This is a genomic window from Streptomyces sp. NPDC006458, from assembly GCF_040612135.1.
In the GTDB taxonomy this organism is placed as follows: domain Bacteria; phylum Actinomycetota; class Actinomycetes; order Streptomycetales; family Streptomycetaceae; genus Streptomyces.
Genome location: NZ_JBEXPR010000010.1, coordinates 220,147 through 234,672 on the forward strand (window position 1 = coordinate 220,147; position 14,526 = coordinate 234,672).

The 14,526-nt window shown below is 72.5% G+C and carries 14 protein-coding genes; 7 read left to right on the plus strand and 7 right to left on the minus strand.

Annotated features, from left to right (window positions below; translation table 11 throughout):
• Positions 1–15: 15 nt before the first annotated feature.
• The gene (locus ABZZ79_RS16310; protein ID WP_356689577.1) at positions 16–897 is read right to left on the minus strand and encodes an SIS domain-containing protein; all 882 of its coding nucleotides are present in this window, start codon (positions 895–897) and stop codon (positions 16–18) included.
• 150 nt (positions 898–1,047) lie between these two features.
• On the opposite strand from ABZZ79_RS16310, the gene ABZZ79_RS16315 reads away from it, so the two are divergent.
• From ABZZ79_RS16315 to ABZZ79_RS16325, 3 genes are all read left to right on the plus strand, one after another.
• The gene (locus ABZZ79_RS16315; protein WP_356689636.1) at positions 1,048–1,827 is read left to right on the plus strand and encodes a DeoR/GlpR family DNA-binding transcription regulator; all 780 of its coding nucleotides are present in this window, start codon (positions 1,048–1,050) and stop codon (positions 1,825–1,827) included.
• 204 nt (positions 1,828–2,031) lie between these two features.
• On the plus strand, positions 2,032–3,864 hold the full coding sequence (locus ABZZ79_RS16320) for a glycoside hydrolase family 15 protein (RefSeq protein WP_356689578.1): 1,833 nt from the start codon (positions 2,032–2,034) through the stop codon (positions 3,862–3,864).
• Positions 3,865–3,890: 26 nt separating this feature from the next.
• Complete coding sequence (locus tag ABZZ79_RS16325; RefSeq protein WP_356689579.1) at positions 3,891–5,435, plus strand: amidohydrolase; 1,545 nt, start codon at positions 3,891–3,893, stop codon at positions 5,433–5,435.
• Between the two features lie 62 nt (positions 5,436–5,497).
• Here the strand turns inward: ABZZ79_RS16325 and ABZZ79_RS16330 are convergent, their stop codons facing one another.
• Complete coding sequence (locus ABZZ79_RS16330; protein ID WP_356689580.1) at positions 5,498–5,950, minus strand: phospholipase; 453 nt, start codon at positions 5,948–5,950, stop codon at positions 5,498–5,500.
• A 244-nt stretch (positions 5,951–6,194) separates the two neighbouring features.
• On the opposite strand from ABZZ79_RS16330, the gene ABZZ79_RS16335 reads away from it, so the two are divergent.
• Positions 6,195–6,941 carry a maleylpyruvate isomerase family mycothiol-dependent enzyme gene (locus ABZZ79_RS16335; protein WP_356689581.1) on the plus strand — a complete coding sequence of 249 codons (747 nt, stop codon included), beginning with the start codon at positions 6,195–6,197 and terminating at the stop codon, positions 6,939–6,941.
• Between the two features lie 10 nt (positions 6,942–6,951).
• Here ABZZ79_RS16335 and ABZZ79_RS16340 read toward each other — a convergent pair whose 3' ends face one another.
• Positions 6,952–7,356 (minus strand): MarR family transcriptional regulator, encoded by a 405-nt coding sequence (locus tag ABZZ79_RS16340; protein WP_356689582.1) that lies wholly within the window; start codon positions 7,354–7,356, stop codon positions 6,952–6,954.
• 85 nt (positions 7,357–7,441) lie between these two features.
• Between ABZZ79_RS16340 and ABZZ79_RS16345 the strand changes: the two genes are divergently transcribed.
• Positions 7,442–8,932, plus strand: coding sequence for an MFS transporter (locus tag ABZZ79_RS16345; RefSeq protein ID WP_356689583.1), 1,491 nt, complete (start codon positions 7,442–7,444; stop codon positions 8,930–8,932).
• A gap of 77 nt (positions 8,933–9,009) precedes the next feature.
• Entirely contained in the window at positions 9,010–9,297 is a 288-nt protein-coding gene (locus tag ABZZ79_RS16350; protein ID WP_356689584.1) for a DUF6332 family protein, read from the plus strand.
• Here ABZZ79_RS16350 and ABZZ79_RS16355 read toward each other — a convergent pair.
• From ABZZ79_RS16355 to ABZZ79_RS16365, 3 genes are all read right to left on the minus strand, one after another.
• Positions 9,258–9,923, minus strand: a complete 666-nt coding sequence (locus ABZZ79_RS16355; RefSeq protein WP_356689585.1) for a response regulator transcription factor — start codon at positions 9,921–9,923, stop codon at positions 9,258–9,260. The two genes, ABZZ79_RS16350 and ABZZ79_RS16355, sit on opposite strands and share 40 nt — an antisense overlap.
• Complete coding sequence (locus tag ABZZ79_RS16360; protein ID WP_356689586.1) at positions 9,920–11,143, minus strand: sensor histidine kinase; 1,224 nt, start codon at positions 11,141–11,143, stop codon at positions 9,920–9,922. Before ABZZ79_RS16360 ends, ABZZ79_RS16355 begins: the two co-directional genes overlap by 4 nt.
• 130 nt (positions 11,144–11,273) lie before the next feature.
• Entirely contained in the window at positions 11,274–11,993 is a 720-nt protein-coding gene (locus ABZZ79_RS16365) for a TetR/AcrR family transcriptional regulator (RefSeq protein ID WP_356689587.1), read from the minus strand.
• Positions 11,994–12,651: 658 nt separating this feature from the next.
• On the opposite strand from ABZZ79_RS16365, the gene ABZZ79_RS16370 reads away from it, so the two are divergent.
• Positions 12,652–13,125 carry a nitroreductase family deazaflavin-dependent oxidoreductase gene (locus tag ABZZ79_RS16370; RefSeq protein WP_356689588.1) on the plus strand — a complete coding sequence of 158 codons (474 nt, stop codon included), beginning with the start codon at positions 12,652–12,654 and terminating at the stop codon, positions 13,123–13,125.
• On the opposite strand, the gene ABZZ79_RS16375 is transcribed toward ABZZ79_RS16370, so the two are convergent.
• Positions 13,115–14,485: a geranylgeranyl reductase family protein gene (locus ABZZ79_RS16375; RefSeq protein WP_356689589.1), complete on the minus strand. Its 1,371-nt coding sequence runs from the start codon at positions 14,483–14,485 to the stop codon at positions 13,115–13,117. The two genes, ABZZ79_RS16370 and ABZZ79_RS16375, sit on opposite strands and share 11 nt — an antisense overlap.
• Positions 14,486–14,526: the final 41 nt, after the last annotated feature.

Here is a 14,526-nt window from a genome sequence, read left to right on the forward strand (position 1 = left end):
GGACGGTGACGGGGTTCAGGGCGTGAGGATGACCGAGCGCGTGAGGTGGCGGGGGTTGTCCGGGTCCAGGCCGCGGGCGGCGGCGACGGCGACGGCGAGGCGCTGGGCACGGACGAGTTCGGCGAGCGGGTCCAGGCCCCCGGCGAGCCATCGGCCGCCGGTGGCGCGCACCTGGTCGGCCAGGCCCTCGGGTGCCTCGCCGAACATCCAGGTCGCGGTGGTGGGACCGGTGACGCTGATCGGCCCGTGGCGGTACTCCATCGCCGGGTACGCCTCGGCCCAGGACAGGGAGGCCTCCCGCATCTTCAGCGCGGCCTCGTTCGCCAGACCCACGGTCCAGCCGCGCCCGAGGAAGGTGAACTGGGTGCGCTCGACGAGGCCTTCGGGCAGCGGCTCGGCCAGCGCGGTGCGGGCGTCGGCGACGGCGGAGTCGCTGTGCAGCCCGGCGTGGGCGCGCAGCAGGGTCAGCGCGGTCGTGGCGAACCGGGTCTGGACGACGGAGCGTTCGTCGGCGTGGTCGAGGACGATCAGGTCGTCGGCGGCGTCCATGACCGGGGTGTGCGGATCGGCCGTGATCGCGCAGGTGCGGGTGCGGCCGCGCAACTCGGCGAGCAGATCCAGCACTTCGGTCGTCGTACCGGAGCGGGTGAGGGCGACGACCCGGTCGTGGGCGCGGCCGCGCGGGAACTCCGAGGCGGCGAAGGCGTCCGTCTCGCCCTGGCCCGCGCCCTCGCGCAGGGCGGCGGCCGCCTGCGCCATGAAGTACGAGGTGCCGCAGCCGACGATCGCGACCCGCTCCCCCGCCGCCGGCAGCGCCGCGCGATGCTCCGGCGCCTGTGCGGCGGCCCGAGCCCAGCACTCGGGCTGGCTGTGCAGCTCGTCCTCGACATGCGTCATGCCGAACCCCTCCCAATGGTGATTGTTCCTGCAAGGTAACTTGATATTTCGAGCACCTTCAAGCAGCCGTTCGACATTCCCGCTGGCGACGAGTGCGCTAGGGTCGCCAGGAACGCCGATGATCCCGCAATGGGCTGGTTGGAGGTGCGGATGTCGCGCGACGCCCGCTGGAAGACGCTGCTGGAACTGCTCGTCGAGCGCGGCCGGCTGGACGTCGAGGAGGCGGCCGCCGAACTGGAGGTCTCGGCCGCGACGATCCGCCGCGACCTCGACCAACTGGCCGAGCAGCAGATGCTGGTGCGCACCCGGGGCGGCGCGGTCGTGCACGGCGTGTCGTACGAATTGCCGCTGCGCTACAAGACGGCCCGCCGCGCCTCCGAGAAGCAGCGCATCGCCCGTGCGGTCGCCGACCTGATCGCGCCCGGCGAGGCGGTCGGCCTCACCGGCGGCACGACCACCACCGAGGTGGCCCGCGCCCTGGCCGTACGCGCCGACCTCGCCTCCGGCTCGCCCGCGCTGACCGTGGTCACCAACGCGCTGAACATCGCCAACGAGCTGGCCGTGCGACCGCAGTTCAAGATCGTGGTGACGGGCGGGGTCGCGCGGGCGCAGTCGTACGAGCTCATCGGGCCGCTCGCGGACGGTGTGCTCGGGCAGATCACCCTCGACGTGGCGGTCCTCGGCGTGGTCGGCTTCGACGTCACGCACGGGGCCGCCGCGCACGACGAGGCCGAGGCCGCCATCAACCGGCTGCTCTGCGAGCGTGCCGCGCGCGTGATCGTCGCCGCCGACTCCAGCAAGCTGGGCCACCGCGCCTTCGCCCGCATCTGCCCCGTCGAGGCGGTCGACACCCTGGTCACGGACGCTGCGGTGGACTCGGACACGGTCCGCCGCTTCGAGGAGGCGGGCGTCGCGGTGCGCGCGGTGTGAGAGCCGCGCCGGGGTCGGGGTCCCCTGGGGGGTCTCGCCGGGCGCGTCCTGGAACGCGCCCCTGAACGCTCCCCGGATGCGCCTGTGAGTGTGCCCCCCGGGTGTGCCCGGGGGTGTCCACCGTCCGGCCCCGTCCCAGGGGTGGCCCCCGTCGAACCCGCCTAAGCTGGTAGCCGCGCTGTGGGGGCCGACGAGGAGGCTGCGATGGCCGGGACACCCAGCTTCGAGGGGGCCGGGGACCCCCGGTACCTGCCCATCTCCGAGCACGGTCTGATCGGTGACCTGCGCAGTGTGGCGCTGGTGGGCACCGACGGCACGATCGACTGGTACTGCTGCCCGGCGTTCGACGCGCCGAGCGTGTTCGCCTCGATCCTGGACGCCGAGCGCGGCGGTCGCTTCGAGGTCGCGGCGATCGGGCCGGCCCGCACCAAGCAGTTCTACTTCCCGGACACCAACGTCCTGATCACCCGCTTCTTCACCGAGGACGGCGTCGGCGAGGTCCAGGACTTCATGCCGGTCGACGGCGCGTCGGCGGAGACCGAGCGGCACCGGCTGATCCGGCGCGTGCTGTGCGTGCGCGGTTCGGTGCCGTTCCGGGTGCTGGTGGCGCCCCGCTTCGACTACGGCGCGCAGCCCCACACGCTGCGCCTGGACGGCGAGATGGCGGTCTTCGAGTCGGAGAAGCTCACGCTCGCGCTGACCGCGACCCTGCCGCTGGAGGCCGACGGCCTTGACGTCCGCGCCGACTTCAAGCTGTCCGAGGGCGAGTCGGCGGTGTTCGCGCTGGACCAGGTCGGCCCCGGGGTCGCCCCGCGCGGCTGCGCCCACACCGAGGCGGAACGCCAGTTCACCTCGACCGTGGCGTACTGGCGGCGCTGGCTCTCCCAGTCCCGCTACCGGGGCCGCTGGCGCGAGATGGTGCACCGCTCCGCCCTCACCCTGAAGCTGCTCACCTACGCTCCCACCGGCGCGATCGTCGCCGCGGCCACCACAAGCCTGCCCGAACAGCTCGGCGGCGAACGCAACTGGGACTACCGCTACGTCTGGGTCCGCGACGCGGCCTTCTGCGTCTACTCCCTGCTGCGGCTCGGATTCGCGGACGAGGCCGAGGCGTTCATGAAGTTCGTCACCGACCACGTCACCCCTGGCGAGAGTCACGCCTCCGGACCGCTGCAGATCATGTACGGCATCGACGGCCGCACCGACCTCCCCGAGTGCGAACTGGCCCATCTGGAGGGCCATCGCGGCTCCGCGCCGGTCCGCGTCGGCAACGCGGCCGCCGACCAGCTCCAGCTGGACATCTACGGCGCCCTGCTCGACTCGATCTACCTCTACGACAAGTGGGCGCGCCCCATCTCCAGCGACCACTGGGACGACGTGTGCGCCATCGTCGACTGGGTCTGCGCGCACTGGGACCAGCCCGACGAGGGCGTCTGGGAGACCCGCGGCGGGCGCAAGAACTTCCTGTACTCGCGGCTGATGTGCTGGGTGGCCATCGAGCGGGCCATCCGGATGGCCAACCGGCGCGGCCTGCCCGCCGACCTCAACCGCTGGCGGGAGGCCAGGGACACCATCTACCGGCGGATCATGAGCAAGGGCTGGTCGGAGAGCCGCCGCGCGTTCGTGCAGCACGAGGGCGGCGATGTCCTGGACGCGGCCCTGCTGATGATGCCGCTGACCAAGTTCATCGCCCCCACCGACCCCAAGTGGCTGTCCACGCTGGACGCGCTCACCCATGACCTGGTGTCCGACTCTCTGGTGTACCGCTACGACCCGCAGGCCAGCCCAGACGGACTGCGCGGCGACGAGGGCACCTTCTCCATCTGCTCCTTCTGGTACGTCGAGGCCCTGGTGCACGCCGGCCGGGTGGACGAGGCCCGCCTCGCCTTCGAGAAGATGCTGACGTACGCCAACCATGTCGGCCTGTACGCCGAGGAGATCGGGCAGACCGGCGAGCAACAGGGCAACTTCCCGCAGGCGTTCACGCATCTGGCTCTGATCAGCGCGGCCTTCAACCTCGACCGCGCCCTCGGCTGAACCCGACCCGACCCCGGAGCACCTGGATGACGAGCCTCGACGGCCTGCCGCAGCAACTCACCCGCACGAACGGCGAGTTGACCCTGACGAGGGTGCGGCTCGGTCCGGGCGGGCCGATCGGCTCGGTGAGGATCGCAGGCGGCACGGTGGCCGCGGTCACCGACGAGCTCGTCGCGGACGACGGCCCGGTGCTCGACCTGGACGGCCGCACCCTGCTCCCCGGGCTGTGGGACGCCCACGTCCACGCCGCGCAGTGGGCGAGCGTGCGGCACCGGCTGGACCTGTCCGGCGCGGACTCGGCGCGGTCGGCCGCAGACGCCGTACGACGGCACGCGGCCGGGCTGCCCGAGGGCGAGGTGCTGATCGGGTACGGCTTCCGGGACGGGCTGTGGCCGGACGTGCCGCACAAGTCGCTGCTGGACGCGGTGTGTCCGGGGCGGCCGGTCGCACTGGTGAGCGCCGATCTGCACGCCGCGTGGCTGAGCGCGCTCGGGCTCGCGCTGGTCGGGCGGGCCGGGCACCCGACCGGGCTACTGCGCGAGGGCGAGTGCTTCCGGGCGGTGGCGGCGCTGCCGGAGGTGCCCGAGGCGGTGCTCGACGGCTGGGTCGCCGAGGCGTGCCGGGCCGCCGCGGCGCGCGGGGTGACGGGCCTCGTCGACTTCCACTTCGCCGACAACCTCACCGACTGGTCCCGGCGCTTCGCGGCGGGCCCGCTCTCGGTGCGGGTCGACGCCGCCGTGTACCCCGCCCATCTGGAGGCGGCGATCGAGCGCGGGCTGCGCACCGGTGACGTACTGCCCGGCACGGGCGGTCTGCTGCGCGTCGGCCCGCTGAAGCTGTTCACGGACGGCTCCCTCAACACCCGTACCGCGCTGTGCTGCGACCCGTACCCGGGTCTTGAGGGCACGGCTCATCCGTACGGAATCCAGGAGACGGCGTACGAGGAGCTGGTGCGGCTGATGCGGCGGGCCTGGGCGCACGGCATCGAGCCGGCCGTGCACGCGATCGGCGACCGGGCCAACTCCCTTGCCCTGGACGCGTTCGCGGCGGTCGGCTGCCGGGGCCGGATCGAGCACGCGCAGTTGCTGACACCCGAGGACGTGCCGCGGTTCGCGGAGCTGGGGGTGACGGCCGGGGTGCAGCCCGCGCACGCGGTGGACGACCGGGACGTGGCCGACCGGCACTGGGCCGGCCGCACCGGCCGCGCCTTCGCCTACGGCGATCTGCTGGCCGCAGGCGCCCGGCTGGAGTTCGGTTCGGACGCGCCCGTGGCCCCGCTGGACCCGTGGCTGGCCGTCGCGGCGGCGGTCGGCCGCACCGGGGACGACCGCCCGGCCTGGCACCCGGAGCAACGGGTCCCGGTGCGGGCGGCGTTGGAGGCCTCCACCCGCGGGCCGCTGACGGTCGGGCCGGGCGACCCGGCCGATCTGGTGGTGCTGGACGCGGACCCGCTCCGGGCCGACGAGCGCACGCTCCGCGAGATGCCGGTGCACGCGACGCTGCTGGCCGGACGGTTCACGTTCGGGCCGTACCAGGGCTTGTCGCCGGCCGAAGGGTACAAGGGAATCTGACGACAGGCCGGGCACGGGCGCGGCGGCGTCTGCGGGCCGCCGCCGCGCCCGTCCGGGGGACGTCAGCCGAACGCGCGGACCGCCTGGTAGTAGGTCCAGGCGGTGCTGTCGCACGCGGTCTTGGTGGCGCCGCTGTAGTTGTTGCAGACGCGCTTGAGGTCCTCGTAGAAGGCGCTGTCGATGCGGGACTTGTTGGCGCTGAAGGTGCCGGCCGCCTTGTAGTTGCGGTAGCCGAAGTCGTGGCGGGCACAGGAGATGTTGAAGGGGAAGCCGAACGGGTTGTCCGGCGAGGAGGAGCAGTAGTCGGTGGACCAGTCGAACGCGTAGGCGGACCAGGCGGACTGGTTCGCGCGGGCGGCGACCCAGAGGTTGTAGCTGGACGCGCTGGTCTGCGTCCAACTGGAGAGGACCTGCGCCTTGTCGGCGGGAACGGCCTCGGCGGCCGTGGCCATGCCGACGACCGTGACCAGGGCGAGAGCCGAGCCGGTCAGGCCAGTGGCGAGTCTGCGGTGCATCCCACACCTCCATGACACTGCGACCCGGCCATCGGGTCGCAGGTTCATGACAAGAATCGCCACGGAATCCTCCGTTCACACCACGCTCCTCAGAATCAGTCGTTAACTCTCGCGCCCTGTTGGTCATTTGACGGTCACTCAACAGCGGTCGACGGCCCGCCGGGCACGTGATCGGGTGAGCGGCGAGCACCGACGACTGTCGCGCCTCGCCCCGGACCGCACTCCATCGGGCAGACTCCTGCCCATGGACACCGCTCGACATCTCGAAGCCCTCGACCTGGCAGGCCGGCTGCTCGCGGACGCCGCGGAGCGGGCCGGGGCGGACGCCGACGTACCCACCTGCCCGGGATGGCAGGTCCGGGACCTGCTGCGGCACACGGGCGCGGTGCACGTGTGGGCCGCGTCGTTCGTGCGGGAGCGGCTCACCGAGCCGCGGCCGATCGGTGAGGCACCCGACCTCGACGGCAAGGAACTGACCGACTGGTACCGGGACAGTCACCGGCGACTGGTGGACACCCTCGCCGACGCGCCGGAGGACGTCGCGTACTGGACCTTCCATCCGGCTCCGAACCCCTCCCCCCTGGCCTTCTGGACCAGACGGCAGGCGCATGAGACGACCGTGCACCGCTTCGACGCGCAGGCCGCGCTCGGCGTCGGCCCGGACCCGGTGGACGCGGAGTTCGCGGAGTTCACGGCCGACGGGATCGACGAGCTGCTGCGCGGGTTCCACGCCCGGAGCCGGAGCCGGGTCCGTACGGAGGTGCCGTGCGTGCTGCGGGTGCGCGCCTCGGACACGGACGCGGTGTGGAGCGTACGGCTGTCGCCAAAGCCGCCGGTGACCACGCTCGACGCGGACGGGCCCGCCACCACCGAACTCTCGGGCACCGCGGGTGAGTTGTACTTCGCCCTGTGGAACCGGCTGCCCGTCCCGCACATCGCGGGCGATCGCGCGCTCGCCGATCTGTGGCGCGAGCTGTCGGGGATCGGCTGACCTCGCCGGGTCAGACCGCGCCCGCCTCGCCCGCTTCCGCCGTGTCCCCCAACATCCGCGTCAGCACGGCCCGTTGGACCGGCAGCACCGCGCCGTGCAGCTCGCGCCCCCGCACGGTGAGCGCCACCCGCACACCCCGGCGGTCCTCGGGGCACAGCCCGCGTTCGACGAGGCCGCACTTCTCCAGCCGGGCGACGAGGCGGGAGAGCGCGCTCTGGCTGAGGTGGACGCGCTCGGCGATCTCCTGGATGCGATAGGAACAGCCCCCGGCGAGCACGTCCAGCACCTCGAAGTCACTGGCGCACAGGCCGTGCCGGCCCAGCTCCCGGTCGAGTTCGCACTGTGTGCGGGCGTGCAGCGCCAGGATGTCCCGCCACTGGTCCACGAGCGCCTGCCCGGCATTCTTCGCCGCCATGGGCGCACCGTAGCAGAGAACGAATTTTGTTGCATCGGAATTAAATGCACTTGCATTCGATGCATGTGCATGTAGTGTCGTCGCCATGACCTCTCCGCTCACCACCCCTACGGCCCCGTCGGCGACGGATCGCTGGACACCCCGGCTGTGGGGCACCCTGCTGGTGCTGTGCGCCGCGATGTTCCTCGACGCCCTGGACGTGTCGATGGTCGGTGTCGCCCTGCCGTCCATCGGCTCCGACCTGGGACTGTCCACCTCCACGCTCCAGTGGATCGTCAGCGGCTACATCCTCGGCTACGGCGGACTCCTGCTCCTCGGCGGACGGACCGCCGACCTCCTCGGCCGGCGCCAGGTGTTCCTGGTCGCGCTCGGCGTCTTCGCACTCGCTTCACTGCTCGGCGGTCTGGTCGACTCCGGTCCCCTGCTCATCGCCAGCCGCTTCATCAAGGGCCTGAGCGCCGCCTTCACCGCACCGGCCGGCCTGTCGATCATCACCACCACGTTCGCCGAGGGCCCCCTGCGCAACCGGGCCCTGTCCATCTACACCACCTGCGCCGCCACCGGCTTCTCCATGGGCCTGGTGCTCTCCGGCCTGCTCACGGAGGCCAGTTGGCGTCTGACGATGCTGCTGCCCGCGCCCATCGCCCTGATCGCCCTCGTGGCCGGCCTCAAGCTGCTGCCGCGCAGCACCCGCGAGCAGAACCACAACGGCTACGACATCCCCGGCGCCGTCCTCGGCACCGCCTCGATGCTGCTGCTGGTCTTCACGGTCGTCCAGGCCCCCGAATCCGGCTGGACATCGGCCCGCACCCTGCTGTCGTTCCTCGCCGCCGCCGTCCTGCTGACCGCGTTCGTGCTCGTCGAGCGGCGCTCGGCCGGACCGCTGATCCGGCTCGGCGTACTGCGCTCCGGCAACCAGATCCGCGCCCAGCTCGGCGCCATGGCCTTCTTCGGCTCGTACGTCGGCTTCCAGTTCCTGGTCACCCTGTACATGCAGTCACTGCTCGGCTGGTCCGCGCTGCACACCGCGCTCGCCTTCCTGCCCGCCGGCGCGCTGGTGGCCGTCTCCTCCACCAAGGTCGGCGCGATCGTCGACCGGTTCGGCACCCAGCGGCTGATCGCGATCGGCTTCGCCCTGATGGTCGCCGGATACGCGCTGTTCCTCGGCGTCGACCTCGACCCGGTCTACGCCGTCGCCATCCTGCCGAGCATGCTGCTGATCGGCGCCGCCTGCGCGCTCGTCTTCCCCTCGCTCAACATCCAGGCCACCAACGGGGTCGAGGACCACGAGCAGGGCATGGTCTCCGGCCTGCTGAACACCTCCGTCCAGGTCGGCGGGGCGATCTTCCTCGCCGTGGTCACCGCCGTGGTCACCGCGGGCGCCCCGGAGAACGCCACCCCGCAGGCCGTCCTGGACAGCTACCGGCCCGGCCTGATCGTGGTCGCCGCGATCGCCGCCGCCGGCCTGCTGGTCACCCTGACCGGAATGCGGGTCCGACGGCAGACGCACTCGGTCGTCGTCGCCAGGTCCACCACCGAGGAGGCGGGCGCGGAACGCGTTGCGGTCCGCGACTGAGTCGGGGGACACCGCCTCCCACGGGTGCCCGGCGGGGCCGTTTGCCCCGCCGGGCACCCGCCTGTTTCACTCGGGGCATGACCATGCACGGGGGACGGCGCCGGACGCAGGCCGAACGGGACGCGATCACCGTCGAGATCGGATACGCCCTGTTCAGCGCGGCCTTCGCGGCCGCGGTCGTGTTCGGGGCGATCGCCGGGCCGGCCTTCCTCTTCGACCTGCCCGACCCACTGGAGACCCTGCTGAGGCGCACCGGGCTGGTGGTCGCGCCCGTCCTCTTCGCCGTCCGCGTGATCTCCGTGCTGGTGCGGTTCCGCGGCCCCGCTCAGCCCAGCCAGCCCGGCCGCACCAACCCCGACTCGTAGGCCAGCACCACGAGTTGGGCCCGGTCGCGCACACCGAGCTTCACCATCGTGCGGCTGACATGGGTCTTGGCGGTCAGCGGGCTGACGACCAGCCGACGGGCGATCTCCTCGTTCGACAGCCCGATGCCGACCAGGGCCATCACCTCCCGCTCCCGCTCGGTGAGCTGCGCCAGCGCGTCCGCGGCCGCGGGCTCCTTGGAACGGGCCGCGAACTCCGCGATCAGCCGACGGGTCACCCCCGGCGAGAGCAGCGCGTCCCCCGCCACCACCGCCCGCACCGCGCGCAGGAGTTCGTCCGGCTCGGTGTCCTTGACCAGGAAACCCGAGGCGCCGGAGCGGATCGCCTCGAAGACGTACTCGTCCAGCTCGAACGTCGTCAGCATCACCACCCTGACGTCCTTCAACTCCTCGTCCCCGGTGATGCCCCGGGTGGCCGCCAGACCGTCCAGCACGGGCATCCGGATGTCCATCAGCACCACGTCCGGGCGCAGTTCACGCACCCGGCGCAGCGCCTCGTCGCCGTCGGAGGCCTCCCCGGCCACCTCGATGTCCGGCTGCGCGTCCAGCAACGCCCGGAAACCGGCCCGGACCAGCGACTGATCGTCGGCGAGCAGCACTCGGATCACCGGTCGTCCTCCTCGACTCGCAACGGCAGTACCGCGAGCACCCGGAACCCACCGTCCGGCCGGGGGCCCGCCTCGATCGTGCCACCCAGCGCGGCCGCCCGCTCCCGCATCCCGGCCAGGCCGTTGCCACTGCCGCCCGCGTCGGCGCCGGTCGCCGGACCGTCGTCGTCGATACGCAGCCGCAGCGTCGTACCGTCACCCTGATCGAGCACCACGCGCGCGTGCCGCGAGCCCGAGTGCCGTACGACATTGGTGAGCGCCTCCTGCACGATCCGGAACGCGGCGAGATCCGCGCCCGGCGGCAGGCGCGGCACCTCCCCCTCGACCGTGACGCTGAGGCCCGCACTCGCCGCCTGTTCCACCAGCTCCGGCAGCCGGTCCAGGCCGGGCGCGGGGGCGCGGGGCGCGTCACCCGCGGCCCGCAGGGTGTCGAGCACCTGGCGGACCTCGCCGAGCGCCTCCTTGCTGGCCGACTTGATCGTGGTGAGCGCGGCGCGCGCCTGTTCCGGGTCGCTGTCCAGCAGGGCCAGGCCCACGCCCGCCTGCACATTGATCACCGAGATGCTGTGCGCGAGGACGTCATGCAACTCCCTGGCGATGCGCAGCCGTTCCTCGTCCGCCCGCCGCCGGGCCGCCTGGGCGCGCTCGGCCTGTTCACGGGCCCACTGCTCACGGCGTACCCGCACCAGCTCCGCCAGCGCGACGATCGCGGCCACCCAGGCGGCGATCACCGCCTCCTGCCCCCAGTACGCCGCCGAGTCGTCCGACGGCGGCAGCCACCGGTACAGCCAGTGCGCCACCAGTACGTGCGCGGCCCACAGCGAACCGACCGCCGCCCAGGCGGCCCTGCGGTGACCCGCCACGACCGCGCTGAAACAGGCCACGGCGACCGTCAGGAACACCGGGCCGTACGGGTATCCGGCCCCCAGATAGACCGCCGTGGTGGCGGCCGTGCCGAACACCACCGGCACCGGGTGACGCAGCCGCCACAGCAACTGGCCGCAGGCCAGCACGAGCAGCACGCGCGCGAAGACGTCGAGGTCCGCCCGCTCGCCCGCCTGCTCGTGCGCGGCGAAGGAGGAGCCGACCAGCACGAAGGCGGTGATCAACAGCGTCGAGGGCCACGGCCACCGGCGGCCGTGGCCCTGCCGCCCGTGGGCCAGGACCCATGGCGGCGGACCCCACGGTGGTCTCCCCCGGCGAAGGCGCTGCTCATCCATGCCCGCCACGCTAGACCGGGGGCGGCACCGAGGGCGTCAGCCAGGCGTGGTGATCACACGTACTCCCCGGGAAGTACGTCGTGACGTGGTGGTCGGCGCCTGCCGGCGCGGGCTGCCCTGCCCGACGGTCTCAGGCCTGCTGCTGGGCCCTGCCCCGCTGCGGGTAGACCAGGCCCACGCCGTGCGCGAGTTGGGTCGCGGCGTGGCGGAAGAACGGCTCACGATCCTCGACGACCCGCGTGAACTGGCCGAACACCTCGAAACCCACCAGCCCGTACAGCTGCGCCCAGGCCGCGACCAGTGCCGTCACCACCTCGGCGGGCAGGTCCGGTGCGAGGTCGGCCGCCATCCGCTCGGCCTCGGGGCGCAGCTCGGCGGGAAGCTTGGTGCGGGCCACACCGAGACCGCGGTGGGCGTCGCGGACGATGCCGATGAGGAGAAGGCCGACGCGCGCGGCGGGGCGGACGGTCGCCTGCGGGGCGGCGTACCCGGGCACCGGGGAGCCGTAGATCAGGGCGTACTCGTGCGGATGCCCGAGCGCCCAGCCCCGCACCGCCTCGCAGACGGCGGTCCAGCGGGTCACGGGCCCGGCGTCGGCGACCGCGTCATGCGCGGCCTCGGCCGCCTCGCCGAGCGAGTCGTAGGCGTCGATGATCAACGCGGTGAGCAGCTCGTCGCGGCTGGGGAAGTAACGGTAGATCGCGGACGAGGCCATGCCGAGCTCACGGGCGACGGCGCGGAGGGAGAGCTTGGCGGCGCCCTCCGCGGCGAGCTGCCTGCGCGCCTCGTCCTTGATGGCCGCGGTGACTTCTACTCGGGCGCGGGCTCGGGCTCCTTGTGCGGTGGTCATGGGGTGCAGTGTGCCATGGGACGTGAGCGGTGCACACAATTGCGAGCAGTGCTCACACTGAGGGGTGACGTGTGGCGGGCTTGTGTGGTGCGGGCGTTCGAGGGGGGTACGGGCGGCCGGGGGGTGCGGGCCGCTGGGGAGGTGCGGGCGGCCGGGGGCGGGCCGCCAGGGAGGTGCGGGCGGCCGGGGGTGCGGGCCGGCCGGGGGCCTGCACGCAGTTCAGAACGGTGCGGGCACTCAGGGGCCGTGCGCCCTGTCGAGAGCGGTGCACGCCGCGGAGAGCGATGCACGCCGCGGAGAGCGGTGCACGCCGCGGAGAGCGGTGCACGCTGCCGAGACCGGCGCACGCGACCGAGAGCGCTGCACCCCACCGAGACCGGCCCACACCGTCGTGAGCGATGCACGCCACCGAGAGCGGTGGACGCCACCGAGAGCGGTGCACACAATTGAGAGCAGTGCTCTTGCTTTAGGGCAGCGACCTAGGGCAGACTGCTCTTCAGCGGATCGAGAGCGGCGCTCTCGATTTGGAGCACCGCTCTCAGTTTGGGCCACTGCTCACAGAACAGAACACCGATCCAGCCATTCCCACCCGAGCCCGCCGCAGCCACCCACACACGACACACCGCGCATCGTGCACCGCACACCTCAGGGGGTCCCCATGTCATCCTTCGCGTCCACCCACCCGGCCCAGCCCTACTACCTCAAGTCCGGCCCCGTGGCCACACGCCTCAACAACGCCATCGGCTGGCTCGCCCGGCACGGGATCAGCCTCGCGGGCACGGCGGAGCTGTCCGTCAAGGGGCGCAAGAGCGGCCAGATGCAGCGGATCCCGGTGAACCCGCACACCCATGACGGCGGGCAGTACCTCGTCTCCGCCCGGGGCCACTCCCAGTGGGTGCGGAACATGCGCGTCGCGGGCAGGGGTGAACTGCGGGTCGGCCGGAAGGTCCGCGTGTTCACCGCGCAGGAGCTTCCCGACGCCGAAAAGCTCCCGATCCTGCGGTCCTACCTGGAGAAGTGGGGCTGGGAGGTCAACCAGTACTTCCAGGGCGTCACGGCCAAGTCGTCCGACGAGGAGATCCTCGCGTCGGCCGCGGACCACCCCGTCTTCCGGATCACGGTCAGGAAGTGACGCCCCCGGAAGCGTCGGAAGCCCCAGACGTCCCGGAGGCCCCGGGCCCCCCAGCCGCCCCGGACCCCTCACCCGACGCTCCGTCACCCTCCTCGCCAGCACCACCAGCGGCAGCGGCACCCGCACCCGCACCAACCGCAGGCCCCCCAGCCGCCCCCCGATCCAGCACCACCAGCATCCGCTGCACGATCGGCCGGTTGCGCACGATCTCCCCGAGGGACGTGCGGCCACGGGTGATGTCCATGAAGGCACGCCACACCGGACGCACACCGGTCAGACCGGCGTGGAACACTCCCGGCCGACGTTCGAACGCGGCGAGCAGCCGCTTGCCGACGGCCATCTCGACTCCCAGCCCCGCCTTGACGGCGAAGGCGTAGTTGAGGGCCTGGCGGCGGGTGTCCACGGCGTCGTGGGCCTCGGCGATGCGTACGGCCCACTCCCCCGCGAGCCGCCCCGAGCGCAGGGCGAAGGAGATGCCCTCGCGGGTCCACGGCTCCAGGAGTCCGGCCGCGTCGCCGCAGACCAGCACCCGCCCGCGCGAGAGCGGCGAGTCGTCGGCGCGACAACGGGTCAAGTGCCCGGAGGAGACGGTCGGTTCGAAGCCGGCCAGGCCGAGCCGCCCGATGAAGTCCTCCAAGTAGCGCTTGGTGGCGGCGCCTTCGCCGCGCGCGGAGATCACACCGACGGTCAGGGTGTCACCCTTGGGGAAGACCCAGCCATAACTGCCGGGAATCGGGCCCCAGTCGAGCAGAATGCGGCCCTTCCAGTCGTCGGCGACGGTCTGCGGGACCGGGATCTCCGCCTCCAGGCCGAGATCGACCTGGTCGAGCTTGACGCCGACATGTGCTCCTATGCGGCTGGCACTGCCGTCCGCGCCGACGACGGCCCGCGCCAGGACGGTCTCGCCGCCCTGCAGGACGACGGCGACCGTGCGCCGGTCCGGCACCGCCGAGCCGTGCTGTTCGACGCGTGAGACGGCGACGCCCGTGCGCAGTTCGGCGCCAGCCTTCTGGGCGTGTTCGACGAGCTGCTGGTCGAACTCGGGGCGGTTGATCAGCCCGAACAGCATGTGCCGGGAGCGCCGGGTGCGGGTGAAGCGGCCGTTGTGGGTGAAGGTGACCGCGTGCACCCGGTCGCGCAGGGGCAGTTCGTAGCCGGGCGGCAGGGCGTCGCGAGAGGGGCCGATGATGCCGCCGCCGCATGTCTTGTAACGGGGCAGTTCGGCTTTCTCCAGCAACAGCACGCGTCGTCCCGCGACCGCGGCCGCGTAGGCGGCCGAGGCCCCCGCGGGTCCTGCGCCCACCACGACGACGTCCCAGACCTGCCGCTCGTCGTCCGCCGAAGAGTTCTCGCTGCTCACGATGGTTACTGCTCCCGGTCCAGCCGCCTGCCGCTTCTGTC